Annotated in this window: 24 protein-coding genes; 14 read left to right on the top strand and 10 right to left on the bottom strand. The window is 68.5% G+C overall.

What is annotated here, in order from left to right; genetic code table 11:
- Window positions 1-23: 23 nt before the first annotated feature.
- Both ACIG5A_RS33410 and cofD read right to left on the bottom strand, forming a co-directional pair.
- Window positions 24-1,373 (bottom strand): coenzyme F420-0:L-glutamate ligase, encoded by a 1,350-nt coding sequence (locus tag ACIG5A_RS33410; RefSeq protein ID WP_397247461.1) that lies wholly within the window; start codon window positions 1,371-1,373, stop codon window positions 24-26.
- Window positions 1,370-2,368, bottom strand: coding sequence for a 2-phospho-L-lactate transferase (gene cofD / locus ACIG5A_RS33405; RefSeq protein WP_397247459.1), 999 nt, complete (start codon window positions 2,366-2,368; stop codon window positions 1,370-1,372). The genes ACIG5A_RS33410 and cofD overlap by 4 nt, the downstream gene beginning before the upstream one ends.
- Before the next feature lie 489 nt (window positions 2,369-2,857).
- Here cofD and ACIG5A_RS33400 point away from each other — a divergent pair, with 489 nt between their 5' ends.
- The 7 genes from ACIG5A_RS33400 (at window position 2,858) to ACIG5A_RS33370 (ending at window position 9,343) form a co-directional block, all read left to right on the top strand.
- Window positions 2,858-3,091, top strand: coding sequence for a WhiB family transcriptional regulator (locus tag ACIG5A_RS33400; RefSeq protein ID WP_029901515.1), 234 nt, complete (start codon window positions 2,858-2,860; stop codon window positions 3,089-3,091).
- 132 nt (window positions 3,092-3,223) lie between these two features.
- Window positions 3,224-3,706 (top strand): metallopeptidase family protein, encoded by a 483-nt coding sequence (locus tag ACIG5A_RS33395; RefSeq protein ID WP_397247457.1) that lies wholly within the window; start codon window positions 3,224-3,226, stop codon window positions 3,704-3,706.
- Between the two features lie 67 nt (window positions 3,707-3,773).
- Window positions 3,774-4,157: a DUF3499 domain-containing protein gene (locus tag ACIG5A_RS33390; protein WP_397247995.1), complete on the top strand. Its 384-nt coding sequence runs from the start codon at window positions 3,774-3,776 to the stop codon at window positions 4,155-4,157.
- 254 nt (window positions 4,158-4,411) lie between these two features.
- Window positions 4,412-5,788 carry a phosphomannomutase/phosphoglucomutase gene (locus tag ACIG5A_RS33385; protein WP_397247455.1) on the top strand — a complete coding sequence of 459 codons (1,377 nt, stop codon included), beginning with the start codon at window positions 4,412-4,414 and terminating at the stop codon, window positions 5,786-5,788.
- 112 nt (window positions 5,789-5,900) lie between these two features.
- The gene (locus tag ACIG5A_RS33380) at window positions 5,901-7,097 is read left to right on the top strand and encodes a tobH protein (protein ID WP_397247453.1); all 1,197 of its coding nucleotides are present in this window, start codon (window positions 5,901-5,903) and stop codon (window positions 7,095-7,097) included.
- Window positions 7,097-8,317 carry a mannose-6-phosphate isomerase, class I gene (gene manA / locus ACIG5A_RS33375; RefSeq protein ID WP_397247451.1) on the top strand — a complete coding sequence of 407 codons (1,221 nt, stop codon included), beginning with the start codon at window positions 7,097-7,099 and terminating at the stop codon, window positions 8,315-8,317. Before ACIG5A_RS33380 ends, manA begins: the two co-directional genes overlap by 1 nt.
- A 105-nt stretch (window positions 8,318-8,422) precedes the next feature.
- Complete coding sequence (locus ACIG5A_RS33370; protein ID WP_397247449.1) at window positions 8,423-9,343, top strand: cation diffusion facilitator family transporter; 921 nt, start codon at window positions 8,423-8,425, stop codon at window positions 9,341-9,343.
- A 185-nt stretch (window positions 9,344-9,528) separates the two neighbouring features.
- Here ACIG5A_RS33370 and ACIG5A_RS33365 read toward each other — a convergent pair whose 3' ends face one another.
- Window positions 9,529-10,998: a phytoene desaturase family protein gene (locus ACIG5A_RS33365; RefSeq protein WP_397247447.1), complete on the bottom strand. Its 1,470-nt coding sequence runs from the start codon at window positions 10,996-10,998 to the stop codon at window positions 9,529-9,531.
- 164 nt (window positions 10,999-11,162) lie between these two features.
- Here ACIG5A_RS33365 and ACIG5A_RS33360 point away from each other — a divergent pair, with 164 nt between their 5' ends.
- Window positions 11,163-11,378 (top strand): DUF4287 domain-containing protein, encoded by a 216-nt coding sequence (locus ACIG5A_RS33360; RefSeq protein WP_397247445.1) that lies wholly within the window; start codon window positions 11,163-11,165, stop codon window positions 11,376-11,378.
- 216 nt (window positions 11,379-11,594) lie between these two features.
- Here ACIG5A_RS33360 and ACIG5A_RS33355 read toward each other — a convergent pair whose 3' ends face one another.
- On the bottom strand, window positions 11,595-12,950 hold the full coding sequence (locus tag ACIG5A_RS33355; protein WP_397247443.1) for a cation:dicarboxylate symporter family transporter: 1,356 nt from the start codon (window positions 12,948-12,950) through the stop codon (window positions 11,595-11,597).
- A gap of 123 nt (window positions 12,951-13,073) precedes the next feature.
- On the opposite strand from ACIG5A_RS33355, the gene ACIG5A_RS33350 reads away from it, so the two are divergent.
- Together ACIG5A_RS33350 and ACIG5A_RS33345 are read left to right on the top strand one after the other, a co-directional pair.
- Window positions 13,074-14,621, top strand: a complete 1,548-nt coding sequence (locus tag ACIG5A_RS33350) for an ATP-binding protein (protein WP_397247441.1) — start codon at window positions 13,074-13,076, stop codon at window positions 14,619-14,621.
- On the top strand, window positions 14,618-15,310 hold the full coding sequence (locus ACIG5A_RS33345) for a response regulator (protein ID WP_397247439.1): 693 nt from the start codon (window positions 14,618-14,620) through the stop codon (window positions 15,308-15,310). Before ACIG5A_RS33350 ends, ACIG5A_RS33345 begins: the two co-directional genes overlap by 4 nt.
- 67 nt (window positions 15,311-15,377) lie before the next feature.
- Here the strand turns inward: ACIG5A_RS33345 and ACIG5A_RS33340 are convergent, their stop codons facing one another.
- The 3 genes from ACIG5A_RS33340 to ACIG5A_RS33330 form a co-directional block, all read right to left on the bottom strand.
- On the bottom strand, window positions 15,378-16,682 hold the full coding sequence (locus ACIG5A_RS33340; RefSeq protein WP_397247437.1) for a cytochrome P450: 1,305 nt from the start codon (window positions 16,680-16,682) through the stop codon (window positions 15,378-15,380).
- Between the two features lie 245 nt (window positions 16,683-16,927).
- Window positions 16,928-17,647 carry a TIGR03089 family protein gene (locus ACIG5A_RS33335; RefSeq protein WP_397247435.1) on the bottom strand — a complete coding sequence of 240 codons (720 nt, stop codon included), beginning with the start codon at window positions 17,645-17,647 and terminating at the stop codon, window positions 16,928-16,930.
- Between the two features lie 3 nt (window positions 17,648-17,650).
- Window positions 17,651-19,123 (bottom strand): LCP family protein, encoded by a 1,473-nt coding sequence (locus ACIG5A_RS33330; RefSeq protein ID WP_397247433.1) that lies wholly within the window; start codon window positions 19,121-19,123, stop codon window positions 17,651-17,653.
- 194 nt (window positions 19,124-19,317) lie between these two features.
- Here ACIG5A_RS33330 and rfbD point away from each other — a divergent pair, with 194 nt between their 5' ends.
- The 3 genes from rfbD (at window position 19,318) to ACIG5A_RS33315 (ending at window position 22,287) form a co-directional block, all read left to right on the top strand.
- On the top strand, window positions 19,318-20,196 hold the full coding sequence (gene rfbD / locus ACIG5A_RS33325) for a dTDP-4-dehydrorhamnose reductase (RefSeq protein ID WP_397247431.1): 879 nt from the start codon (window positions 19,318-19,320) through the stop codon (window positions 20,194-20,196).
- A gap of 11 nt (window positions 20,197-20,207) precedes the next feature.
- A complete protein-coding gene (locus ACIG5A_RS33320) occupies window positions 20,208-21,098 on the top strand; it encodes a glycosyltransferase family 2 protein (protein ID WP_397247429.1) in 891 nt (296 codons plus the stop codon).
- A 109-nt stretch (window positions 21,099-21,207) separates the two neighbouring features.
- Complete coding sequence (locus ACIG5A_RS33315) at window positions 21,208-22,287, top strand: sugar phosphate nucleotidyltransferase (RefSeq protein WP_397247427.1); 1,080 nt, start codon at window positions 21,208-21,210, stop codon at window positions 22,285-22,287.
- 42 nt (window positions 22,288-22,329) lie between these two features.
- On the opposite strand, the gene ACIG5A_RS33310 is transcribed toward ACIG5A_RS33315, so the two are convergent.
- Window positions 22,330-22,662 carry a hypothetical protein gene (locus ACIG5A_RS33310; protein ID WP_397247425.1) on the bottom strand — a complete coding sequence of 111 codons (333 nt, stop codon included), beginning with the start codon at window positions 22,660-22,662 and terminating at the stop codon, window positions 22,330-22,332.
- Between the two features lie 149 nt (window positions 22,663-22,811).
- Window positions 22,812-24,383, bottom strand: a complete 1,572-nt coding sequence (locus ACIG5A_RS33305; protein WP_397247423.1) for a carboxylesterase/lipase family protein — start codon at window positions 24,381-24,383, stop codon at window positions 22,812-22,814.
- Between the two features lie 151 nt (window positions 24,384-24,534).
- Between ACIG5A_RS33305 and ACIG5A_RS33300 the strand changes: the two genes are divergently transcribed.
- Window positions 24,535-24,759 carry a zinc ribbon domain-containing protein gene (locus ACIG5A_RS33300; RefSeq protein ID WP_397247421.1) on the top strand — a complete coding sequence of 75 codons (225 nt, stop codon included), beginning with the start codon at window positions 24,535-24,537 and terminating at the stop codon, window positions 24,757-24,759.
- Between the two features lie 38 nt (window positions 24,760-24,797).
- On the opposite strand, the gene ACIG5A_RS33295 is transcribed toward ACIG5A_RS33300, so the two are convergent.
- A complete protein-coding gene (locus tag ACIG5A_RS33295) occupies window positions 24,798-25,085 on the bottom strand; it encodes a SelT/SelW/SelH family protein (RefSeq protein ID WP_397247419.1) in 288 nt (95 codons plus the stop codon).
- Between the last annotated feature and the right edge of the window lie 13 nt (window positions 25,086-25,098).

The following is a 25,098-nucleotide window of genomic DNA, read 5'->3' as shown; positions in this document are numbered from 1 at the left end:
CGCTATGTCTTTGGTTCGCTCGCTCACAGCTCGACCAGCCCGAAGCCGGGCATCGGCGTGGGGCGCGGGGCCAGCTCCTCCGGCGGATGACCGATGGCGATGGCACCCAGCGGATTCCAGTCGGCCGCCAGCCCGAGCACCTCGCGGGTGATCTCCGGGGCGAAGATCGTCGACCCGATCCAGCAGCTGCCGAGGCCCTCGGTGGCCAGCGCGACGAGCAGGCCCTGCACCGCGGCGCCGGCCGCGACGGTGAACATGGTGCGCTCGGCGGCGCGACGCCGCTCGTCCGGATAGTCGTGCGCGCCGTCGGGCACACAGAACGGGATGATCACCTCGGGCGCGTCGAAAAGGATGCGGCCACGGGCGATCCGGCGTTCGACGCTCTCGGGGCCGCGGCCGTCGGCGGTGAGATCGGTGCGCCACTTCTCGGCCATCGCCTCGAGCAGCTGGGCACGCAGACCCGGCTTGCGCACCCACACGAAGCGCACCGGGCGGGTGTGATGCGGCGCGGGGGCGGTGAGCGCCACCGCGACCGCCGCGCGCACCCGCTCGGGATCGACCGGGGTATCGGCGAACTGGCGCACCGAACGGCGTAGCAGGATCGCCTCGCGACGCCCCTTCTCGATGGCCTCGGCGGTGCCGAGCCAGAACAGGTCGTCAGTGCCGCCGCGCAGCAGATCCTTGGCGGTGGAGCCGTCGTCGGTGACGGGCAGCCCGCGCACCACCGCGACCGGGACACCGCCGAGCTTGCCCTTCACCAGATCCGCCGCCGCGGCCAGTTCATCGGCGATGGCGACCAGGGTGACGTGCAGTTCGTTGCCCTGCCCGTCCACCGCGCCGTCATAGTTGTGCAGTACCCGCAGCCCGGACGCGCCGATCGCGGCGTCGATCTGACCGCTGCGCCAGGCCCGGCCCATGGTGTCGGTGATGACCACCGCGACGTTCACGCCGAGCCGCTCGGCCAGCGCGGCGCGCAGCGCTTTGGCGCTGGCATCGGGATCGACCGGCAGCAGTACCAATTCGCCCTGTTCGACATTGGAACCGTCCACGCCGGAGGCGGCCTGGACGATGCCGAGCCGGTTCTCGGTGATCAGCGTGCGGCCCTTGCGCGCGAGCACGCGCACGGCTTCCTGATCGACGAGCGCACGACGGGCGGTGTCGCGCTCCTCCGGATCCAGCGGTGCGGCGACGATGCGGCCCTCGGCCTTCGCGACGATCTTGCTGGTGACCACGAGGATGTCGCCGTCGGCCAGCCACGGGGCACGCTCGGCGAGGTGGGCGGCGAGATCGTCGCCGGGCCGGAACTCCGGCAGCCCGGCGACGGGCAGGATGCGCAGCTCGCCGGCGGCGTGATCGGACAGCACCTCGGTCACGGTTTCACCCCTGCCAATTCCAGTGCCGCCCGCGCCATCTCGGCGGTGGTTGCCGGATCGGTCATCAGCAGCGGCACGCTGCGCACTTCGACGCCGGGCACGTCGGCGGTGTCGGTGCTGTGTACCAGCCAGCCGTCGAGGATGCCAGTGTCCGAGCGCGCGCCGTAATGCCTGCCGACCGCCTCGGCGGTGGTTTCCACGCCGATCACCGAAAGACATTCGTCGGCCATACCGCGCAGCGGCTTGCCGTCGATCACCGGCGAAAGGCCGATGACCTTGGCATCGGTGGTGCGTAGCGCCCCGCGCAGGCCGGGAACGGCGAGGATCGCGCCGATGCTGACCACCGGATTGGACGGGGCGAGCAACACCGCGTCAGCACCGGCTATGATCTCTGTCACATTTGGGGCCGGCTTGGCCTGATCCGCGCCAATTGTGGCGAATCCGTGGGTCTCGATGGCCGCGCGGTAACGAACCCACCACTCTTGGAAATGGATCGCGCGACGTTCGCCAGGGTTGTCAGGGTCACTGACAACAACGTGCGTTTCGCATCGATCGTCGGTTGCGGGGATCAATTTCACGCCCGGCTGCCACCGGTTGCAGAGCGCCTCGGTGACCGCGGAGAGCGGATACCCGGCACGCAACATTTCACTGCGAATCAAGTGGGTCGCGATATCGCGGTCACCCAAACCGAACCAATCGGGCTGAGCGTTGTACTTCGCCAGCTCCTCTTTGGCATGCCACGTTTCGTCGGCATGCCCCCAGCCGCGTTCGGTATCGATGCCACCACCCAGGGTGTACATGCAGGTATCGAGGTCGGGGCAGATACGAAGGCCGTGCATCCACACGTCGTCGCCGACATTGACGATCGCGGAGATATCGGCGTCGGGCAGCAGTTCCCGAACGCCCTGCAGGAAGCGCGCGCCACCGACTCCGCCCACCAGGACGGCGATCCGCGGCCCGTCGGCGGGTGCCGGGCCGGTTTGTTGTCCAGTCACATCCGCACAGCCTATGCGGTCCGGGAGACGGCGCGATTCCTCCTATATTTGCTGGTCATTTGCCGTGCGGCACTTCAAGATCGACTCGGAAGGCGGCGGCGGATAGTAACGGAATAGCGTCGGCGGCTTGACCATCGACACGTCCGGCGTGTCTAATCACAGTCATGTCATTCCGGGTCCGCGCGAGAGTTCAAGGCGCGGACGGATTTTCGAACAGATGTTCCCACTGGGATGACGAGCTCGGGGATGTCCGCGAGACAACGTCGCGGGGTAGTGCCGTCGGTGTGCGCGTTGGTCCGACGGAAAGAATCATTCTGCGCTAACACACAGTGAGGAGGCGGAGCGATGGCCAATGAGCTGGTCTCGCCGAGCGATTCCACGGCAGGCGCAGCACGTGGCGTCTGCGCAGAAGTCGGCCGGATGGAGCAAGAAGGGGGTGGCGAAGTCTCGGCGCCCCGGCTCAGCCTGGTCGTCACGGGCTTCGACGAGATGTTCGAGTCCATCGAAGAGCAGTGGCAGGAACGTGCCCTGTGCGCGCAAACCGATCCGGAGGCGTTCTTCCCCGAGAAGGGCGGCTCGACCCGTGAGGCGAAACGGATCTGCATGGGCTGCGAGGTACGTGACGAGTGCCTGGAATACGCACTCGCCCACGATGAGCGCTTCGGCATCTGGGGCGGCCTCTCCGAGCGGGAGCGCCGCCGCCTCAAGCGCGGCATCGGTTAGACACCGGGGTTGGGCCCGGAGTTACCCACGTGGGTAACTCCGGGGGTACGCCCCTCGAATCCCGCGACGCACCGACCGGCACGCCGAGCACCCGGACAAGCGGGCGGGCGTGAGCTGGCCTAGATTTCAGGTATGGCACGTTTCCGGAATCGTCGACCGCCGACCGCCAGGTCGGTGACCCGGCGTGGGCGCGGGGTGCGCGGGCCCATGCTGCCGCCGACCGTGCCCGCATGGCGCACCCGAGGACAGAAATTCGACCGGCTGGTGCTCGAGGCATTCGCACCGCTGGACACCCGCTGGCACGACCGGCTGACCAAGCTCGATATCGCGGTCGACGATGTGCCGAAAATTCGTCCGCTGCACCCGGATTCGGTCACCTGGCCGGATGAGGTGGTGGCCGACGGCGCGGTACCGCTCTCCCGGCTCATCCCGGCGGGCGTCGACAGGTACGGCACCGCAACCCGCGCGCGAGTCGTGTTGTTCCGCAAGCCATTGGAGTTGCGCGCCAGCGATCCCGACGATCTGGTCGATCTGCTGCGCGAGGTACTGGTCCAGCAGGTGGCGACCTATCTCGGCGTCGACCCGGAGATCATCGATCCCGAAGAGGACGAATAACAGTCGCATAAGCGTGTCCTATCCCCGCGAACGCGCCAGGGGGGTTACTCTCATCGGCGTGATCCCCATGCGTCGCTGCTGCCGACCCGGCTGCAAGAATCCGGCCGTCGCGACGCTCACGTATGTGTACTCGGATTCGACGGCGGTGGTGGGTCCGCTGGCCACGGTAGCCGAACCGCACTCCTGGGATCTCTGCGAAACACATGCCTCCCGGATCACCGCGCCGAAGGGCTGGGACATGGTCCGCCACGAGGGCGGATTCTCTTCCAGCACACCGGATGACGACGATCTGACCGCACTGGCCGAAGCGGTGCGCGAGGCCGGCCTACGCCGCCGCCCGCCGGAGCAGGAACAGCGCGGGTACTCCGATTACGCTCCCCCGCCGCCGCAGCGGCCGACCCGCACCGGCCGCCGCGGGCATCTACGGGTGCTGCCCGATCCGCCGAACTAGGTATATGCTCCCCCGCCTCTCCGCACTTCAGGCCGGACTCGAGTGCGCCTCCGGTTAGATCGCGGCCGGCGGTCAGATGCCCGGTAAGTTGGCCGGTACCCGGCGAGTTACCCATGTTCTCACGAAATCTATTGTCGCCGAGGCGCTCTCACCGTAGACATCGGTTTGCCTCCTGATTCGGCCGAACCGCGGAAATCAGCGCAGGGGTGGGGACTGGTCCGAGCGCGATGTGGGGGCACACTAGTGTGGTGGCCATGACAGTCGCCCGCTCTGCCGAGTTCGTGAACGGTGTGATCAAGGCTTACGACGTTCGCGGTGTGGTCGGTGAACAGATCGACGCGGAATTCGTCGCCGATGTCGGCGCCTCCTTCGCACGGCTGATGCGCGGCGAGGGCGCGGCCCGCATCGTCATCGGACACGACATGCGCGAATCCTCCCCCGCACTGGCCGCCGCCTTCGCCGACGGCGTGACCGCGCAGGGGCTGGACGTGGTGCACATCGGGCTCGCCTCGACCGACCAGCTGTACTTCGCCTCAGGCGATTTGGGGTGCCCCGGTGCCATGTTCACGGCCAGCCACAACCCGGCCGAGTACAACGGCATCAAGCTCTGCAGGGCCAAGGCGCTGCCGGTCGGCCAGGACACCGGGCTGGCCACCATCAAGCAGGAAATGATCGACGGCGTCCCCGGCCACGACGGTGCGCGCGGCACCGCGACCGAGATCAACCTGCTGCCCGACTACGCGAAGTTCCTGCGCGGGCTGGTCGACCTCGACAACATCCGCCCGCTCACCATCGCGGTGGACGCGGGCAACGGCATGGGCGGCTACACGGTGCCCGAGGTGCTCGGCACCCTGCCGCAGGTGACGATCGTGCCGCTGTACTTCGAACTCGACGGCTCGTTCCCCAACCACGAGGCCAATCCCCTCGACCCGAAGAACCTGGTCGACCTGCAGGCGCTGGTCCGCAAGTCCGGCGCCGATATCGGCCTGGCCTTCGACGGCGACGCCGACCGGTGCTTCGTGGTCGACGAGAACGGTGATCCGGTATCGCCGTCGGCGGTCACCGCGCTGGTCGCCGAGCGCGAACTGGCCAAGGAGCCGGGCGCGGTGGTCATCCACAACCTGATCACCTCGCAAGCGGTGCCCGAACTGGTGACCGAACTCGGCGGCACCCCGGTGCGCACCCGCGTCGGGCACTCGTTCATCAAGCAGGAGATGGCCGCCACCGGTGCGGTATTCGGCGGCGAACACTCGGCCCACTACTACTTCCGCGACTTCTGGGGCGCGGACTCCGGCATGCTCGCGGCGCTGCACGTGCTCGCCGCGCTCGGCGAGAAAGACCGGCCGATGTCGGAACTGATGTCGTCGTATGCAACATATGCGGCCTCCGGAGAGATCAATTCAACAGTGGCGGACGCAAAGGAGCGGACGATGACTGTGCTGGAGGCATTCGAGAGCCGGGCGCACTCGGTGGATCGACTGGACGGTGTCACCGTGCAGCTCGCCGACAACGCCTGGTTCAACCTGCGCGCGTCGAATACCGAACCACTGCTCAGGCTCAACGTAGAGGCCCGATCGCCTGAGGAAGTAGACGCACTCGTAACCGAGATTCTGAGCATCGTGCGCTCCTGACTGGAATAGTGGAATCACAGAGCGTGGATTCGCCCGGCCTGGGCTCCCTCCGGACCCAGGTGGGAGCGGGGCGCGAGAGACAACAGCGCGATGAGGGGAGGTGGGACGCCCGATGATCGCTGGAACACCGGTACTCGACCTCGACGATGCCGCGTCGCTCGAGGCAGCCGATAGCGGCGGCGCCCTGCGCTCGGCCGCATCCGGTGGCGCTCAGGTACGCGCCACCGCCGCGGCCGTCGGTGAGGACGCCCTGGCGCGACTGGCCGATCTGCGGCCACGCAGCGTGGTGTTCGTGTCCGGCTCGGGCCGCGCCGCGCGCGCCGCGAGCCTGCTCGTCGCCGCGCTCGGCGAACGCGCGGGCATGCCCATCGTGCCCGTTTCCGCACTGCCGCCGTGGGTCGGACCGCTGGACGTGGTGCTGGTCTGCGGTGACGACGCGGGCGATCCCCGGCTGATCGACGCGGTCGACCGCGCGCTGCGCCGCGGCGCCGAAGTGGTGGTCGCCGCACCGCACGAGGGTCCGCTACGCGCGGCGGCCGCTGGCCGCGCCGCGCTGTTGCAGCCGCGGGTCCAGGTGCTCGACCACAACCGCCTGCTACGTTTCCTCGCCGCGGGGATCGCGGTACTGAGCGCGGTGGATCCGGCCCGCTCCGGCGCCGCCGTGCCCGACCTGACCGAGCTGGCCGACGTGCTCGACGCGGAAGCGTTGCGCGACGGCCCGCACAACGAGGTGTTCCACAATCCGGCCAAGACGCTGGCCGCGCGCATGCAGCAGCGCGGGATCGTCTTCGCCGGTGACTCCCCCGCCAGCGCGGTGCTGGCCGAACACGGCGCCGAGGTACTGCTCGCCGCGGCGGGCCGGGTGGCGAGCGCGGTGGATCTGGCCGAGGCCGTCGCCGCCAATCCGCGCATGGTCGAGGCCGCCGGTGAATCCGCGCCCGGCTTCGATCCGCTCTTCCACGACGAACAACTCGACGGACCGGCGCCGGTCGAACGGCTGCGGGTATTCGTGCTCAGCGTCGATCCGGATCAGGTGGCCGCGCGGCGCAGGCTCGCCGTCTTCGGCGGCACCGGCACCGGACTGGTCGACGCCGACCTGATCAGCGCCGAGGTCGACCTGCTGCACTCCACGCTCACCGATCCGACGCAACCGCGCCCCGAGGAGCCCGGCACCGGGCGCGGCAGCGAGGTCGAGCAGCTCGCGGTGCTCGCGCTGCGGCTGGAGATGGCCGCGGCCTATCTGCGACTGATCGGTGCGCACGGCGCCGCGACCGCGGGTCAGGGCGACTACGACGGGGGTCGCTACTAGTGCACGAACTCGTTGGTGCACTTCGCTCCTACGCCTGGGGTTCGCGCACCGCGCTCGCGCAGCTGTGCGGGCGGCCGGTTCCCTCCGCACATCCGGAGGCCGAACTGTGGTTCGGCGCGCATCCCGCCGATCCGGCGCACGTGCGCGTCGACGGGACGAAGCGGTCGCTGCTCGAGCTCGTCTCCGCCGACCCCGATCGCGAACTCGGCTCCGCCGCACCGGAATTCGGTGGAAAGCTGCCGTTCCTGTTGAAGATCCTCGCGGCCGAGGAGCCGCTGTCGCTGCAGGCGCACCCGAGCCTGGCCCAGGCCAAGGCGGGCTACGAGCGGGAGAACCGGGCGCGGGTGCCGCTGGATTCGCCGATGCGCAACTATCGCGACGAGAACCACAAGCCGGAACTGGTGGTCGCGCTCGACCGGTTCGAGGCACTCGCCGGATTCCGCGATCCGGTGCACACCGTCGAACTGTTCCGCGCGCTCGACGTGGTGCTCCTCGAGTCGTACGCGGATCTGCTTGCCTCCTCGCCGGATTCGGCCGGACTGCGGACGCTGTTCACCACCTGGATCACCCTGCCGCAGGCCGCGTTGTCGTCGCTGCTGCCCGCGGTGCTCGACGGATGCGTGCGCTACCTGTCCGGTAAGGGCACGCGGAAGTTCACGCCCGAGGCGCGCACCGCACTCGAACTCGCCGAGGCCTACCCCGGCGACGCCGGCGTGCTCGCGGCGCTGCTGCTGAACCGGGTGACGCTGGAGCCGGGACAGGGACTGTTCCTCGCGGCGGGCAACCTGCACGCGTATCTGCGTGGGCTCGGCGTGGAGATCATGGCCAACTCCGACAATGTGCTGCGCGGCGGTCTCACGCCCAAGCACGTCGACGTGCCGGAACTGTTGCGGGTCTTGGATTTCGAGCCGCTGGACGTGCCGATCGTGCTGCCCGAACCCGCCGGGGACGGATCGGTGCGCTACCGGACCCCCGCGCCGGAATTCGCGCTGCGGCGCTTCGATCTCATCGCGGGATCGGGCCAGGTGCCGCTCACCGCCGCCGGGCCTGGCATCGTGCTGTGCACGGCGGGTTCGGTGCGGCTGCTGCAGGACGGCGCGCCGCTGGTGATCGAACGCGGCGGCGCGGCCTGGATTTCGGCCGCCGACAGCGATATCCGCGCACAGGCGGTGGACGGGGACGCGCAGCTGTTCTGTGCCGTCGTCGGTGGGACCGGCTGATCTGCCCTATCCACCCCGATCGGCCTCGGGTGGTCGGGCCGTGCCCGCGGACAGGCTAAGTTAGCCAAGATCGAGGTTGCGGAAGACGGAGAGGACATCCGGGATATGTCGGCTGGTGGTGGCAAAAAGGCGATTCTCGCCGCATTGTCGGCGAATGCGGGGATCGCGGCGGCGAAGTTCGTCGGTGCGGCGCTCACCGGTTCGGCGTCGATGCTGGCCGAGGCGGTGCACTCGGTGGCCGATACCGCCAACCAGGGGCTGCTGCTGCTCGGGCAGCGCCGCGCGGAACAGGAAGCCGATCAGCTGCACCCGTTCGGGTACGGGCGCAACCGGTACTTCTACTCGTTCATCGTCGCGCTTGTGCTGTTCACCCTCGGCTCGATCTACGCGATCTACGAGGGCGTGCACAAGATCCAGCATCCCGAGGAGCTGAGCAATCCGATCATCGCGATCGTCATCCTGGTGATCGCGATCGCGCTCGAGGGCTTCAGCTTCATGACGGCGATGAAGGAATCGCAGCCGCTGAAGGGCGATTCGAGCTGGTGGCGGTTCATCCGCAACTCGCGAAGCCCGGAACTGCCGGTGGTGTTGCTCGAGGACACCGGCGCGCTGATCGGCCTGGTGTTCGCGTTCGCGGGCGTCGGCCTGACCATGCTCACCGGCAATCCGGTCTGGGACGGCGTCGGCACGCTGGCCATCGGCCTGCTGCTCGGCGTGATCGCGCTGGTGCTGATCGTGGAGATGCAGAGCCTGCTGATCGGTGAGGGCGCGACGCCCGCCGAGGACCGCGCGATCCGGGAGAACCTGGTCGACGGCACCCGCATCGACCGCGTCATCCACCTCAAGACCCAGTACCTCGGCCCCGACGAAATCCTCGTCGCGGCAAAGATCGCCATCGTCCCCGGCCTGGAGATCGCCGAGATCGCCACCGCCATCGACGAGGCGGAGGCCAGGGTTCGCGGCGCCGTCCCCGCCGCCCGCGTCATCTACCTCGAACCCGACCTCTACCGCACCGCGAAGGTCTAACGGACACCGTCTCATTCGCCGAGCGCAGTCGAATGGCCCTGCGACACGCCGTAATCAAGGGCCATATGACTGCGCTCGACGGATCTCAGTGCCTCCGCGGCTCTCTGGCCGCTGCACCAGCTGGACCTGGCGCGGGCACCACCTGTGCGTCCTCGCCCAGGTCGACCTCCCGTAGGGGCCTGCGGTCAGCTGGCCTGGGCGGCTCGGGAGGCGAGTAGGTCCAGTGGATCGGTGGTGATGCCGAAGCGGTCGCGCAGGACGTGCCGGGCCGAATGCAGGCCGGACATGCCGTGGACGCCGGGGCCGGGCGGAGTGGCCGCGGAGCACAGGTAGACGCCGGGCAGCGGTGTGGCGTAGGGGTTCCAGCGGGCGATGGGGCGGAAAGCGGTCTGGCGCAGGGTCATCGCGCCCGCGGAGATGTCGCCGCCGATGTAGTTGGCATTGTGGGCGGGGAGTTCGGCGGCGGTGTAGACGTGCTCGGCGACGATGAGGTCGCGGAAACCCGGTGCGAAACGCTCGATTTGGGCGATCACCGACTCGCTGACGTCGCGGGTCGAGCCGTTGGGGACATGGGTGTAGGCATAGAAGGTGTGCCCGCCCGCCGGGGCGCGGCTCGGATCGACGACGCCGGGCTGGATGGCGAGCACGTAGGGGCGCTCCACGTGTTGTCCTGCGGCGATGGCCTTTTCGGCGGCCATGGCCTCGGCGCGGGTGCCGATCAGATGCAGCGTGCCCGCGCGCGCACAGCCCTCGGCCTGCCACGGCACCGGGCCGGAGAGTGCGAAATCGACCTTGCACGCCGCGCCGCCGTAGCGGAAGCGCCGCAGCCCCTTGGCATATCGGTCCGGTAGCCGGTCGCCCGCGATGCGCAGCAGTTCGGCGGGCGCCAGGTCGAGCAGTACCGCACGGGCGTCGGCGAATTCGTCCAGCGAATCGACGCGGTGACCGGTATGGACACGGCCGCCGAGCCGTTCGAGCTCGGCGATCAGCGCATCAGGAATGGCTTGGCTGCCACCGCGCGGCAGCACCCAGCCGCCCGCGTGCGCGAGCGTGCCGAGCAGCAGTCCCGCACCGACCGCGGGCAGCGCGCGTGGCGGCGTAATCGCGTGCGTCGCAATACCGGTCAGCATCGCGGGCGCGGCCGCCTCACGAAACCTGATGTTCCACAGCGGCGATCCCTGTTCCAGCAACCGCAGGCCGAACCGCACCGCGGCGAACGGATCGGCGGGCAGCCGCCGCAGATCCGACATGGCGACATCGACCACCTCCCGCCACCGCCGCACCAGCGGCCCGAACAGCCCACGCCAGGCGGCGCCGTCCCGGCCGAGCCCCTCGACGGTCCGATCCAGATCGCGCCACGCCAGCCCGGCCGTCCCCCCGTCCAGCGGATGCGCGTACGAAACCTCCGGCGCCAGCAGCTCCACCCCGTGCGCCGCGAGATCGAAGGCCCGAAACACCGGTGACGCCAACGCCATCGGATGCGCCCCGGCACACAGATCATGCCGATACCCCGGCAACGTCAACTCCTGCGTCCGCGACCCACCCCCCGCCGTCGGCTCCGCCTCGAACACCTCGACCGAAAGCCCCGCCCTGGCCAAGATCACCGCCGCCGTGAGCCCGTTGGGCCCCGACCCGACCACCACAACGTCAGCCATAACCCCACGCTACCGCGCACCGATTGCTACGCCCGCGCATCCGTTCTCGTGAGATTCGACGCGTGGGGTGATGTGATCGCCGACACAGACGTGCTCGTACCGATGAGTTCTCGAATGGCCCGTCGTCCCTACAGCTGAACGGCAGACGAGCAAGGAGATGAATCATGGCGACGACCAAGCCGCACGGGCCCGCGTCCTACTTTCCGTCCATCGAGGCCAAGTACGGCAGGACGATCGACGAGTGGAAGGCCGCCATGCGGGAGACCGGGCTGACGTCGCACAAGGAGCTCGTCGCGTGGCTGAAGACCGAGCACGGTTTCGGCCACGGTCATGCCACTGCCGTCACCCAGCATCTGCTGAATCCCGAGAAGTGGGCTTGACCGCCTCTCCGCGTATTCAGGCCAGACCGACTGCCGCGTTGGTGATATCGGCGGCCGGCGGTCAGGCACCCGGCAGAGTTCTGGGCGTGCCCGACAAGTTACCCATGTCCTCACGAAATCAGTTGTCGCGCTGGGCAAAAAGCAGGGTCCGCGCATGATGCACGGACCCTGCTCTCCTATTCGGTGCCGTCCCAGTCGCACCGATCAGGTATCGGATCAGGCCGAGACGAGGTTCTTCTCGTCCTTCTCCGGGCCTTCGGGAGCGGCATGGTCGTCGACCATGGTCTGCTCGTCGAACGGGATCTTGCGGTCGAGCACCTGGCGCACCCGGTCGGCGTCGACGGTCTTGGTCCAGGTGCCGACCAGCACGGTGGCGACGGCGTTACCGGAGAAGTTGGTGAGCGCGCGCGCCTCGGACATGAACCGGTCGATGCCGACGATCAGGCCGACACCGTCGAGCAGCTCCGGCCGATGACTCTGCAGACCACCCGCCAGCGTCGCGAGACCGGCGCCGGTGACGCCCGCCGCACCCTTCGACGCGACGATCATGAACAGCAGCAGGCCGAGCTGCTCGCCGAGCGCGAGCGGCTTGCCCATCGCCTCGGCGATGAACAGCGACGCCATGGTCAGGTAGATGGCCGTGCCGTCCAGGTTGAATGAATAGCCGGTCGGCACGACGACACCGACGGTCGTCTTCTCCACGCCGAGGTGCTCCATCTTCGCGATGAGCCGCGGCAACGCCGACTCCGAGGACGAGGTGGCGACGATCAGCAGGTATTCGCGGGCCAGGTAGCGGGCCAGCTTGAAGATCGACACACCCGACACCGTCCGCAGCAGCACACCGAGCACGCCGAAGACGAAGATCAGGCAGGTCAGATAGAAGGCGATCATCAGCATGCCGAGTTTGACCACGGCGTCCAGACCGGTCTTGCCGACGACGTTCGCGATGGCGCCGAACGCGCCGACCGGTGCCAGCCACAGGATCATCACCAGGATGCGGAACACCAGCTTCTGGATGGAGGCGACCCCGCGCAGGATCGGCTCACCCGCACTGCCCATCGCCTGCAGCGCGAAGCCGACGAGCAGCGCGACGAACAGTGCCTGCAGCACGCTGCCCGCGGTCAGCGAGGACAGCAGCGAGGTCGGAATGATGCCCTGGATGAAATCCCAGGTGCCACCGGCGTTGTGCGCGGTCTTCGCGTACTCCGCGCCGGCCTTGGCGGTCTTGGCGATGTTCAGTCCGTCGCCCGGCTTGATCAGGTTGCCGACGAGCAGGCCGATGCCGAGCGCGAAGGTCGACATGATCAGGAAGTAGCCGATGGCGAGCCCACCGACCTTGCCGACGGTGGCGGCCTTACGGATCGAGCCGATGCCGAGCACGATGGTGCAGAAGATGACCGGTGCGATCATCATCTTGATCAGGTTGACGAACATGGTGCCGAGTGGGGCCACCGACTGCCCGAACTTGGGCGCCAACCAGCCGACCAGGATGCCGGCGATAACCGCGACGATAACGGCCAGATACAGCCAGTGGGTGCGGTCGCGCCGCGTGGTTTGCGTTGAGTCGCTCATTGCGAGTCGTGTCCTCCAGGTGGTACCGAGGTCCGACGGTGTACGCCTGACCATGCAGAATGGTTGCCGCGATCGTGACGGCGGTCACGGTTTCGTGCATTACGTTCAGTGGAGGCAGCAAATATGCGTAGACGGTTGTCACTTGCCGGACAGACGTTGGTGCTGCATATGTCGGTCATTGTGCTTGTCGTCGCCGCCGGTGCGGCACTGGCGATTCTCGAGGAGCGGCACAATCGGGACCGCGCGACGACACAGCAGGTGATGGCGATCGCGGTGAGCGTAGCCGACGCGCCGTCCACGGCCGCGGCGCTGCACACGCCGGATCCGACCGCGCTGTTGCAGCCGGTGACCGAGCGCATCCGGATCCAGACCGGTATGGACTTCATCGTGGTGATGGCGCCGGACCGCACCCGCTACACCCACACCGTGCCCGAGCGCATCGGCCAGCCGTTCAGCGGCAATATCGATCGCGCGCTGGCCGGTGAGACGTTCACCGAAACCTTCGCGGGCACCCTCGGCCCGTCCATCAGGGCGGTGACGCCGGTCTACGAGAACGGCGCCATCGTCGCGCTGGTGTCGGCCGGGGTGACCAGGGACAAGATCGGCGATCAGGTCGGCGCGCAGCTGCCGCTGATCTTCGGCGTCACGGCGGGCGGCCTCGCGCTGGCGACACTCGGCTCACTGCTGCTGAGCCGCAGGCTACGCAGGCAGACGCGCGGTCTCGCGCCCGCCGAGCTGCGCACCATGTACGAACACCACGACGCGGTACTGCATTCGATCCGCGAGGGCCTGATGGTGTTCGACACCACCGGCGATCGCGCCGACGTGGTGAACGACGAGGCGCGCAGGCTGCTCGAGCTACCCGCGGGCGAGGTGCATCGATCCGATCTACCGGTCTCGTTCCAGCACCTCGGCACCGGACTGGTGCGCGACGAGATGCACGTGACCGACTCCCGGATCCTGCTGATCAACCAGGATCCGGTCGAATGGGAGGGCACCCCGGTCGGCACCGTGCTCACCATCCGCGACCACACCGAATTGCGCGGGGTGATGGGCGAACTCGACTCGGTGCGCAGCTTCGCCGAATCGCTGCGCTCGCAGGCGCACGAGTCGGCGAACCGGCTGCACACGGTGATCACCATGGTCGAGCTCGGCCGGTACCGGGAGGCGGTGGAGTTCGCCACCGCGGAACTCGAACTGTCCCAAGCGCTGATCGATCGGCTGCTTGCCGCCGTCGGCGATCCGGCGCTGGCCGCACTGCTGCTCGGCAAGGTGAATCAGGCCGCCGAGCGCGGCATCGAACTCAGCATCACCGAGGACACCGCGCTGGATTCCACCGCGCCGCTGACCGCGCAGGAATCGGTGACCCTGGTCGGCAATCTGATCGATAACGCGCTGGACGCCGCCGCGGACAGTGCCGCCGGTTGGGTGGAAGTGACCGTACGGCATGATACTTCTGTGCTTTTTGTTCGGGTCGCCGACAGTGGGCCCGGTATGTCACCGGAGACATTCGCCCGCGCCGCGGAACGCGGTTATTCCACCAAGGCCGATCACCATGGGTTAGGCCTTGCCCTGGTGCATCGGGTGGTCGCCAGATACGGCGGCACCATCGGCACCTCGCGTACCCCGGAAAGCGCGGTGACCGTGCATATCCCGCGGACCACGCGATGATCAGGGTGCTCATCGTCGAGGACGAACCACTCATCGCCGAAGCCCACCGCGCCTACGTCGAACGCATCCCCGGCTTCACGCCCGTCGCGGTGGCGCACACCGGACGCGAGGCGATGCGGGCGACCGCGGAGGCGGCCGCCGAGGGCAGCCCGATCGATCTGGTGCTGATGGATATCGGCCTGCCCGACGCCAGCGGCCTCGATGTCGCCGCGGCACTGACCGGCCTAGCCCCGCGGCCCGACGTCATCGCGATCACGTCGGCCCGCGACCTGACCCTGGTGCGCACCGCGGTGTCCTACGGTGTCGTCCTATACCTGCTGAAACCGTTCACCTTCGCGGCCTTCCGCGACAAGCTGGAGCGCTATCGCGAATTCCGCGCCGCACTGCCCGCGGGCGAGGCCGCCATCTCCCAGCACGACATCGATCGCGCGCTCGGCGCGCTGCGCACCCCCGATCAGCGCGCGTCCGCCCCGAAGGGCGTCGCACCGCAGACGCTCGACCAGATCTCGCGCGCGGTCCGCGCCGCCACCGACGGCATCACCGCCGCCGATACCGCGACCACCGTCGGCGTCTCGCGCATCACCGCATGGCGCTACCTGGAAAAGCTGGCCGAGGACGGCCTCGTCACCCGCCACTCCGACTACGGCCGCGCAGGCCGCCCCAAAACCCGCTACGTCTGGAAGGGTTGACGGGCGAGTGTGCAATCAGGTTGGCGCCACCCGGCATTCACCGACCTGACCGCACACTGACGCCAGGTCAGACGGTGGTGGGTTCTGGGACCGGGACTTTGGGGCCGAGGCGGACGGGCATCTTTTCGTAGCCGTGCAGCGTGTACAGCTGGCGGCGGCGCGGCGGACCGTCGAGCTTCAACTCGGGGAACCGCTCGAAGAGGCCGCGCAGCGCGTAGGCGCCCTCCATCCTGGCCAGGCTGGCGCCGAGGCAGACGTGGATACCGTTGCTGAAGGTCAAGTGGTCCTTGGCGTTCGCGCGGGCGACGTCGAAACGCATCGGATCGGCGAACACCTCAGGGTCGCGGTTGGCGCCGGCCAGCGAGAGCACCACGGTGGTGCCCTTGCGCACAGTGACGCCTTCGACCTCGGCGTCGGTCAGCGCGGTGCGCGCGGTGGTCTGCACCGGCGGGTCGAAGCGCAGGATCTCCTCGATCGCGTTGGGCCACAGCTCGGGTTCGGCGCGCAGCCGCTCCAGTTGGCCCGGATGCGCGAGCAACTGGGCGATGCCGTTGCCGATGAGGTTGACCGTCGTCTCGAAGCCCGCGCCCATGAGCAGGCTCGCGGTCGCCTTCAGCGCGTGATCGTCGAGTTCGCCGCCGGTGACCAGGCTGCTGAGGATGTCCTCGCCCGGCGTGCGGCGCAGGCGGGCGATGTGCGCGTCGAGGTAGCCGTTCATCACCTCCATGGACAGCAGCGCGGTGCGGTGCGCGCGCCAGGAGATGCCGATATCGAGCAGCGGGCTCATGCTGTCGCCCCAGGCCAGGAACATGTCCTGGTCCGACTCGGGGAAGCCGAGTATTTCGGAGATGATCGCGATCGGGACCTTGACCGCGAAATCCGCGATCAGGTCGGCCGATCCGTCGGAGGACAGCCCGTCGAGAAGCTGCTCGGTGACCGTCTCGACCCGGTCGCGCAGCCTGCCGACGGCGCGCGGGGTGAAGGCCGAGGCGACCGGTTTGCGCATCTTGGTGTGCTCCGGCGGGTCGATCACGAGCATCGATGGCGGATCGACCGGATTGGGCGGCAACGGGAATCGCCTGCCGAGTTCCTGCAGCGGCCGGGGAACATTGAAACTTTGGGTGGCGCGCACCCCGAACCGGCTGTCGCGCAGGATGGATCGCGCCAGCGCATGGTCGAAGGTGGCGATGGCGATCGGTGTGCGCTGGAGTTTGCCGCGCCCACGCATCCGCTCGATGAGGGGATACGGATCGTCGAGACCGTTCCCACCCATCAACTGGGAGAAGAGATCACCGCGCCTGGCCTGCGTACGCAGTGCGAGCCGGGGCGCGCCTTGTTGTGATAACCAACGAATCCAATACTGCGGCTTCATATTTCAACCTCTGTGTTGAATTGCGGCGCTCCCGGTGCCCTGCGTGGCCACGCAAGCTACCGCCTCCGGGCCCTGAGCTCGCACCGCGGGTTGTGCGGCGACACAACCCACCGTACGGAACGCTATGCGATTGTGGAACGTCCCATGGTCGGAATTGGACCTATACCGTGGTATGAGCCGGAAACGTCTGCGATCCGCGTCAAACGTAACCCCGATATGTCGCGGCAGGAAGAATCCGCGGAAAATCAGCGCTGAGCGGTAACCCTCTCGGAAGCGATGCGCCGTTCCCGCTGTGCCGGGTCGGGATTGACCACCTGGACCAGCGACGCACCCGCCGCGAGCACCGCGACGAAACCATCGATCAGCTCGGCGGCGGTATCCCACGGCGTACTCGACAGCACCCGGTCGCCCTCGGAGAACCCTTGCCGCACCGCCGATTTCCGCGCCTCGGCCAACACCTCGGAGACCGGCATACCGTCCAGTGCGACACCGGCGCCCGCCGGGAAGAACTGATCACCGTGCACGCGCACCGAGGTGGCGAAATCGGTGAGGCCGACCGGCAGGTCACGCACCGGACCGCCCATGGGATCGAGCGAGAGCACGGCGACCTCGGCGATGCCGTCGGTCTCGTCGAGCCGCTCCATCGTGGTGAGCGCGAGTTCGGCATCGGGATCCGCGTGCAGCACCACCTCGACACCCGCCCACCAGCAGCCGAGCAGTACCGCGGCGGTCTGCCAGTGCGCGGGCAGCAGCACCGCGACCCGCGCGCCGGGACTCAGGCCGAATTCGTCGCGAATCAGATTGGCGGTCTTGGCCGCCCAGTTCGCCAGCGTGAGCCCGGATAGCTCGATGCGCGCGCCGGACGCGTCGTCGTAGTAGGTGACGCGCGGGCCCGCCGGCTCGCGAGCGAGGATCGGGTCGAGCACCGCTTCCGTGAGGGTCAGGGTGCTGTCGTGGTCACGCATCGTTCAGTTCACGCATTTCGGTCCGTTCTGGCCTGCGCTGATCGGAGGGGCTGGCGGCACGGGCGTCGCGGTCGGCGACGATGTTTCCGACGGGTTGAACATCGTGCTCGCCGCAGAGCCCGGACCAGAATAGTCGCTCGCCAGCACCACGCTCACCGAATCGGCGGACAGTGTGGGATCGGCCACCACGGTCAGTCCGCCGAGAGCGCGGGCCACCGCCTTCGCCTTCACATCGGCGGTGTTCGCCGCGAGCACCCGGCTGCCCGCCGGGGTGCCGCCGGTGTAATTGCCGACATTTCCGGATCGGAAACCCTTGCCCTGCAACGCCTGTGACACCTGCCCGGCGAGCCCGCCGACCGCGCTCGCGTTGTACACGTCGACGGTCACCGTGGCCGGATCGATGCCGATCGGCTCGGGATCGGCGGGCCGATTCGCGACCATGGCGGCGACATAGGCCTTGACGGCCTTCGGATCGACCCGCACCACCGATTCGCCGGTGCTGATCGTCTCGTTGAGATCGGCGACGGGCACGGTCTCGAAGTTCACCTGTCCGCCGGTCAGATCCTTCAACTGCTGCAGGAACGCGAGCACATCCCAATTGTCGTCCAGTACCACCGAGCGGCCCACCCCATCGCTGAGCTGCTTGAGCTTGGTGGGATTACCGAGTGTTTTCGCGCTGAGCATCTGGTGGACGAGCTGCGCCATGAACACCTGCTGGCGCACGATCCGGTCCAGGTCGCCGCGCGGCAGGTCGTGGCGCTGGCGCACGAAGCTCAAAGCCTGTGGGCCGTTGAGGCGTTGGCGGCCCGCGGGGAACTCCGCGCCCGACATCCATTCGTCTACAGGGGCGTTCAGGCAGACGTCGACGCCGCCGACGGCGTCGGTCAGCAGGACGAAGCCGAGCAGGCTGACCTCGGCGTAGTGGTCGACGGTGATACCGGTGAGGTTCGCCACCGTCTTGATCAGCGCCTGGCGGCCCGCCTGGGTGGACTGCTTGTCCGCGTCGGCCTCGGAGACGCCCTGGTTGATCAGCTTCATCCGCTGCGTCTCTTTGGTCGCGCCGTACGCGGAGTTGATCTTGCCCTTGCCCAGGCCGGGAATCTCCACATAGGAGTCGCGCGGAATGGAGATGGCGGTGGCCGAACGCCCGTCGTTCGGTACGCGGATCAGCACGATGGTGTCGGTATTGGTGCCGACCTCGTCGCCGGCGTGCAGCATGGCGCGCTCGGCGCCGGTGAGCGGATTGCCGTGCGCGTCGGTGCGGCTGTCGACGCCGACGAGCAGGATGTCGACGGCGCCGTCACGGCCGCCGCCGAGGCCTAGGTTGCCGATCCGCTCGATATTGGACACGAGAGCGTCGACACTGTGCCACGCCAGACCGGTGATGACGAGCACGAGTACGGCCGCACCCGCGATGAACGCGCGCAGCGGACCGAATTCGGGCGCATTACCGGCCCTCGGTAATCGAGACGGCACCGATCCTCTCCTCAATCCTTTCGACACGCTGATTCCTCTCCCCGGCGTTGTCGCACCAGAGGCACCGCCACTGAAACTGCTTTCCCCGTAAGCGGATCAGTTCAGGCAACGCAGCCCCCGGTTCCCCATAGGCTAACCAACCGTTACCGCAGCGGACCTCAACGCGCGGGCGTGGCGCGTGCCAGACTTGCGCTGTGATCGACCCGAACATCGCGCCGTCGCGCGCGATCGAATCCACCGCCCGCCTGGTCGTGACGGGTGCGAGCGGACAAGTCGGACAGGAACTGCTGCGCCGCGCACCCCACGCCCGTGGTTTCGGCCACACCGCACTCGACATCACCGACGCCGCGGCGGTGCGCGCGGTGCTCGAACCCGGCGACGTGGTGCTCAACTGCGCCGCCTACACCGCCGTCGACCAGGCCGAAACCGATACGCGGGCCGCGTTCGCCGTGAACGAGACCGGACCGGCCGTACTCGCCGCCGCCTGCGCCGCGGCAGGCGCCAGGCTGATCCATCTGTCCACCGACTACGTCTTCCCCGGCACCGGCGATCGGCCGTACGAGACCGGCGACCCGACCGGGCCCGCCACTGTCTACGGCGCGTCCAAACTGGCCGGTGAGCGCGCGGTACTCGAGCTGGCGCCGCACGCGCACGTGGTGCGCACCGCGTGGGTCTACGCCGGAGCGGGTAGCGATTTCGTAGCCACGATGTTGCGGCTGGAGCGCCAGCGCGACACGATCGACGTGGTCGACGACCAGATCGGCTCGCCGACCTACGCCGCGGACCTCGCCGCGGGGCTCCTGGAATTGGTCAACCGACCGGATGCTCCGCGGCTGCTGCACGCCACCAACGCGGGCCGGGCGAGCTGGTTCGAGTTGGCCCGCGCGGTCTTCGCCGGTATCGGCGCCGACCCGGACCGCGTTCACCCGTGTGACTCATCCGCCTTTCCGAGACCCGCACGGCGCCCGGCATATTCGGTGCTGTCCAACCACGCCTGGGCCGCCGCCGGACTGACACCGCTGCGCCCATGGGAAGCCGCACTGCGGGACGCGCTGGCGCGGCGTTCCGACTAGGCTGAATATTCGTGAGTGAATCGCATCCTGCGGCCCCCGGTGGCCTTGTCGTCGTCACGGTGACCTATTCACCCGGCGAGCACCTCGAGCACTTCATCTCGACCCTCGCCGACGCCACCAGCGAGAAGCCGCAGGTGATCCTCGCCGACAACGGGTCGACCGACGGCACCCCCGAGCTGGCCGCCGAGGCCAATTCGCACGTCCGCCTGCTGCGCACCGGCGGCAACATCGGCTACGGCGGCGCGATCAACCGTGCCGTCGCCGAGATCGATCCGAGCGTCGAATTCATCGTCATCGCCAACCCCGATATCCGTTGGGGCACAGACTCGATCGACCAGCTGCTCGCCGCGGCGCAGCGCTGGCCGCGTGCGGGCGCGCTCGGCCCGCTGGTGCGGGAACCGGACGGCAGCGTCTACCCCTCCGCGCGCTCGGTGCCCGGTCTGCTCGACGGCGCGGGCCACGCCATCCTCGGTTCGATCTGGCCCGCCAACCCGTGGACCCGCCGCTACCGCCAGGAGAACGAGCAGATCTCCGAGCGGACCGTCGGCTGGCTGTCCGGATCGTGCCTGCTGGTGCGGCGCGCGGCGTTCGACGCGATCGACGGCTTCGATTCGCGCTACTTCATGTACATGGAGGACGTCGACTTCGGCGACCGCATGGGCAAGGCGGGCTGGCACAACGTTTTCGTGCCCTCATCCGAGGTCACCCATGCAAAGGGACATGCTGCCGGACGTAATCCGGAGGTAATGCTGCCCGCTCACCACGCCAGCGCGTACCGTTTCCAGGCAGACAGGCATCCGCACTGGTGGCAGGCACCGCTGCGGCTGGCGTTGCGCGCCGGACTTGCGGTGCGCGAGCGGATTGCGGTTCGATCTGCGCTGCGTGAGAAAGCGCGGAGTTAGCGTCACGATGTAGGTACGGCGCCTTCGGGCGCCGAGGTGACGGGCGACCGGGGCCCGTGACCTGTGGCTTGGCGTCAGCACAACCATCCACCGTGAACAGGGGACCCAGATGGCAGGAAAAGCAGACACGGACGCCGTGGTTCTGGTCGGCGGTCAGGGCACACGGCTGCGGCCACTCACGCTCTCGGCGCCCAAGCCCATGCTGCCGACGGCCGGACTGCCGTTCCTGACGCACCTGCTCGCCCGCATCGCCGATGCCGGGATCACCCACGTGGTGCTCGGCACGTCGTACAAGGCGGAGATCTTCGAGGAGCACTTCGGCGACGGCTCCGAACTGGGCCTCGAGCTGGAGTACGTCACCGAGACCAAGCCGCTCGGCACCGGCGGCGGCATCCGCAACGTGCTGCCCAAGCTGCGTGCCGACAACATCATGGTGTTCAACGGTGACGTGCTCGGCGGCACCGACCTCAACGCGGTGCTGGAGACGCACGAGACGACGAACGCCGATGTGACGCTGCATCTGGTGCGGGTCAGCGATCCGCGCGCGTTCGGCTGCGTACCCACCGACGAGGACGGCCGGGTCACCGCGTTCCTGGAGAAGACCCAGGATCCGCCGACCGATCAGATCAACGCGGGCTGCTACGTGTTCCGCCGCGAATACATCGAGAAGATCCCGTCGGGGCGCCCGGTCTCGGTGGAGCGCGAGGTGTTCCCCGCGCTGCTCGCCGAGGGCGCGCGGGTGCAGGGCCACGTCGATATGGCGTACTGGCGGGATATGGGCACACCGGAGGACTTCGTCCGCGGCTCGGCCGATCTGGTGCGCGGTATCGCGCCGTCACCGGCGCTGAACGGTCAGCGTGGTGAATCGCTGGTGCATCCCGGCGCGGGTGTCGCGCCGGGCGCGCTGCTCATCGGCGGCACCGTCATCGGCCGCGGTGCCGAGGTCGGCGCGGGCGCTCGGCTCGACAGCGCGGTCGTCTTCGACGGCGCGCAGATCGAGGCCGGTGCGGTGGTCGAGCGCTCGATCATCGGGTTCGGCGCCCGTATCGGCCCGCGCGCGCTGGTGCGCGACGCGGTCATCGGTGACGGCTCCCAGATCGGTGCCCGCTGTGAACTGCTGCGCGGCGCCCGTATCTGGCCGGGTGTGGAAATCCCCGACGGCGGCATCCGCTTTTCCACCGACGTGTAGCGGCGAAAGGCCGCGCGCCCTAGGGGGTGCGCGGCCACCGGATCACAGCACCGGCTGGCAGTTGAAGCCGATCACGTCGTTCTGCGGTGCCATCACCTGCGTCGCCATACCCATCTCGCAGGTCCACGTCTTACCTGCGGAGACACCGGCGGTTCCCTTGAGATCGAACTGGTTCAGCGTGCCGACCTTCGGCACGCTCCCCGACGCCGAACAACCCTGCGCGTTGATCTGGCCGTTGTCGAAGAACCACAGCGACTGACAGCTGTATGCCCCGGCCGACTCGGCGTTCGCCACCTGCGGCGCGACAACCATTCCGATCGTGCCGAGCGCTCCGACCCCGGCGAGCATCAGCGCACGCATCCGAATCACACTCACTACCAATCCCTTCGATTACGGCGCGTGGCGAAGCCTGCCCTCACCGAACCACGCCGATCCGCATCTGATCACCGTGATCCTAAGGTCGAACCCCCGCCCGCCGGGCATCGAAGCGCGAGAATCGGTGCGTGTCGGCGCATTTCGCGTGTTCAGCTGAAGCCGACGGCCTGTTCGCCCCATGCGGTGTGCAGGTCGCGATCCGGATTGTCGACCACGCGGTCGACCGTGTCGATGAGCAGGGTGGTGCGGCTGGCCGGCCGGTAGGGCGGCCAGTGCTTGGAGCCGTCGAGCGCGGCGGGGACGCCGTGGGTGGCGAAGGCGAGCCAGCGGCGCATCATCCGCCCCGATACCTCCATGGCCACCTTGCGGCCGCCGAGCCAGAAGGTCGGGTCGTGGTTGAAGGTGCCGAAATTGCCGAAGACATATGGCAATTCGGTGGCATGCCCGGCGCCGACCCTGGCGGCGCGCAGCATCGGCGTCGCATGGTCGAAGCGGTACATCCAGGTGGGTGAATGCCCGGCGTGCGCGTCGGCGACCCAGTGCGCCGGCATGCGGAACGCCGCGTCGGTGGACATGGCCAGCGCGCCGCGGGTTTTGTCGAGATCGGGATAGGCGGAGGTGATTTCGGCGATCCGCTCGTGCGACATCCCCGGATGACCGGCCGCCACGTCGCGCAGCATGGCGTTCACGGCATCCGGAGTGACCGGCATGATCGGCGAGCGGAACAGCCGGAACAGCGAGGCCTCGTCCTTGTTGGTGCCGATGATCAGCGGCACCCGGTGCGAGCGGCCGTGCTGGAAGCGATCGATCGGATAGGTCGGCACGAGTTCACCGTCGACCACCGGCGCGGCGGCCAGCCTGCCCGGTTCCTTGGACGGTATCTCGTCGAGCAGCACGCCCGCCGCGTCGACGATGCGTTCGATCGGGCAAGTGAGCAGTTCGCCGACCCGCGCACGCGGCAGCTCGAGCAGCTCCAGGAACCGCTGTGCCACACCGGCGGAGCGCTCCGGCCCGAAGACGGTGGTCGCGGGCGGGCTCTGCGCGATCGCCTTGTGGAACAGCCCGGCAGCGCGCGGCGAGGTGAGAAGTGTTGTGACACAACCACCACCGGACGACTCGCCGAAAACGGTCACGTTGCCCGGGTCGCCGCCGAAGCCGGAGATGTTGTCGCGCACCCATTCCAGCGCCGCGATCTGATCGTGCAGGCCGAGATTGGGCACGAATTCGTCACCGAGCGAGGACAGGTCGAGGAAGCCGAAGGCGCCGAGCCGGTAGTTGATCGCGACGATCACCACATCGCCCGCCTCGGCGAGTTTACGACCGTCGTAGAGCCCCTGGGCGGCGGTGCCGAGGCAGTAGGCGCCGCCGTGGATCCAGACCATGACCGGACGCGGTTCACCGTCCTCGGTCGGGCGCGGCGACCAGACGTTCAGCCACAGGCAGTCCTCGCCGGTGTTCAGCCCCGCATCGATGGGCACCATCGGGCCCATGGTCTGCGGTGCGATATCGCCGAAGCGGGTGCATTCGCGGATGCCGTCCCACTCGGCGCGCGGGCGCGGCGGGCGGAAGCGTTCGGGGCCCGCGGGCGCCGCCGCGTACGGAATGCTGCGCCATACCGCGATCGGACCGTCCCACAGGCCGCGGACCTGTCCGTACATCGTCTTCGCGACCGGACCCTCGCCGGTCTGCTGCCCGGCCGACGTCTCGAACTGCGTACTCAACTTCCCGCACCTCCTACCGCGACCACTCGATGGCTGAGGATTTGCTGACTCGCGCCTCTGCCTCGTGCGATCTGTTCTTCGAGGGTACGTCCCTGCGGAAGAGCGGGTAGCACGACGCACTAGATCGAGTGATCACCGTTACGCTGAGCGGATGCCGAGTTACAGCTTCCGCTGCCGTAGTTGTGGGGACACCTTCGAGGTGAACCGGCCGATGGCGCAGGCGTCCGATCCCGCGTCGTGTCCGAGCGGACACGACGACACCGTCAAGCTGCTGACCACGTTCGCGACCGTCGGCCGCGGCAATGCGCCGTCGATGCCGAGCCCGGCGCCGCGACCGGCCGGTGGCGGGTGCTGCGGCGGCGGAGGCTGCTGCTAGGCCCGCCCGTCGCCCGACCACCACCCCTCATCGAGGCGCTACCCGCCGCTGTGCTTCTGCACGTCGGCGTGGCCGAGGTCGCGGTCGGGGGCGACGCGGTCGCGCACCCGCTGCTTGAGCACCGCGATCTCGGGAAAACCGCCGTCCGCCTTGCGTTCCCACACCTGCTCGCCGTCGACGCTGATCCGGAAGACACCGCCTTCGCCCGGAATCAGCGCGACCTCGCCGAGCTCGGTGCCGAAGGTGCTCAGCAGCTCCTGCGCCATCCAGCCCGCCCGCAGCAGCCAGCGGCACTGAGTGCAGTATTCAATCGCGACACGCGGCATGACCGAGACGCTA

This window comes from Nocardia sp. NPDC052566, from assembly GCF_044547285.1.
Classification (GTDB): domain Bacteria; phylum Actinomycetota; class Actinomycetes; order Mycobacteriales; family Mycobacteriaceae; genus Nocardia.
The sequence above is the reverse complement of the archived record's forward strand: the minus strand, read 5'-3'. Positions and strand labels throughout refer to the sequence as shown.

Excerpts from the sequence above, each read along its gene's own strand:
- ACIG5A_RS33340 (WP_397247437.1), bottom strand. The coding sequence starts at position 16,682 with ATGAAGCCGCAGTATTGGATTCGTTGGTTATCACAACAAGGCGCGCCC.
- ACIG5A_RS33365 (WP_397247447.1), bottom strand. The coding sequence starts at position 10,998 with ATGGCTGACGTTGTGGTGGTCGGGTCGGGGCCCAACGGGCTCACGGCG.
- ACIG5A_RS33385 (WP_397247455.1), top strand. The coding sequence starts at position 4,412 with ATGACAGTCGCCCGCTCTGCCGAGTTCGTGAACGGTGTGATCAAGGCT.
- ACIG5A_RS33350 (WP_397247441.1), top strand. The coding sequence starts at position 13,074 with ATGCGTAGACGGTTGTCACTTGCCGGACAGACGTTGGTGCTGCATATG.
- ACIG5A_RS33370 (WP_397247449.1), top strand. The coding sequence starts at position 8,423 with ATGTCGGCTGGTGGTGGCAAAAAGGCGATTCTCGCCGCATTGTCGGCG.
- ACIG5A_RS33345 (WP_397247439.1), top strand. The coding sequence starts at position 14,618 with ATGATCAGGGTGCTCATCGTCGAGGACGAACCACTCATCGCCGAAGCC.
- ACIG5A_RS33335 (WP_397247435.1), bottom strand. The coding sequence starts at position 17,647 with ATGCGTGACCACGACAGCACCCTGACCCTCACGGAAGCGGTGCTCGAC.
- ACIG5A_RS33390 (WP_397247995.1), top strand. The coding sequence starts at position 3,774 with ATGCGTCGCTGCTGCCGACCCGGCTGCAAGAATCCGGCCGTCGCGACG.
- ACIG5A_RS33315 (WP_397247427.1), top strand. The coding sequence starts at position 21,208 with ATGGCAGGAAAAGCAGACACGGACGCCGTGGTTCTGGTCGGCGGTCAG.
- ACIG5A_RS33395 (WP_397247457.1), top strand. The coding sequence starts at position 3,224 with ATGGCACGTTTCCGGAATCGTCGACCGCCGACCGCCAGGTCGGTGACC.
- ACIG5A_RS33300 (WP_397247421.1), top strand. The coding sequence starts at position 24,535 with ATGCCGAGTTACAGCTTCCGCTGCCGTAGTTGTGGGGACACCTTCGAG.
- ACIG5A_RS33380 (WP_397247453.1), top strand. The coding sequence starts at position 5,901 with ATGATCGCTGGAACACCGGTACTCGACCTCGACGATGCCGCGTCGCTC.
- ACIG5A_RS33360 (WP_397247445.1), top strand. The coding sequence starts at position 11,163 with ATGGCGACGACCAAGCCGCACGGGCCCGCGTCCTACTTTCCGTCCATC.
- ACIG5A_RS33400 (WP_029901515.1), top strand. The coding sequence starts at position 2,858 with ATGTTCGAGTCCATCGAAGAGCAGTGGCAGGAACGTGCCCTGTGCGCG.
- ACIG5A_RS33295 (WP_397247419.1), bottom strand. The coding sequence starts at position 25,085 with ATGCCGCGTGTCGCGATTGAATACTGCACTCAGTGCCGCTGGCTGCTG.
- ACIG5A_RS33355 (WP_397247443.1), bottom strand. The coding sequence starts at position 12,950 with ATGAGCGACTCAACGCAAACCACGCGGCGCGACCGCACCCACTGGCTG.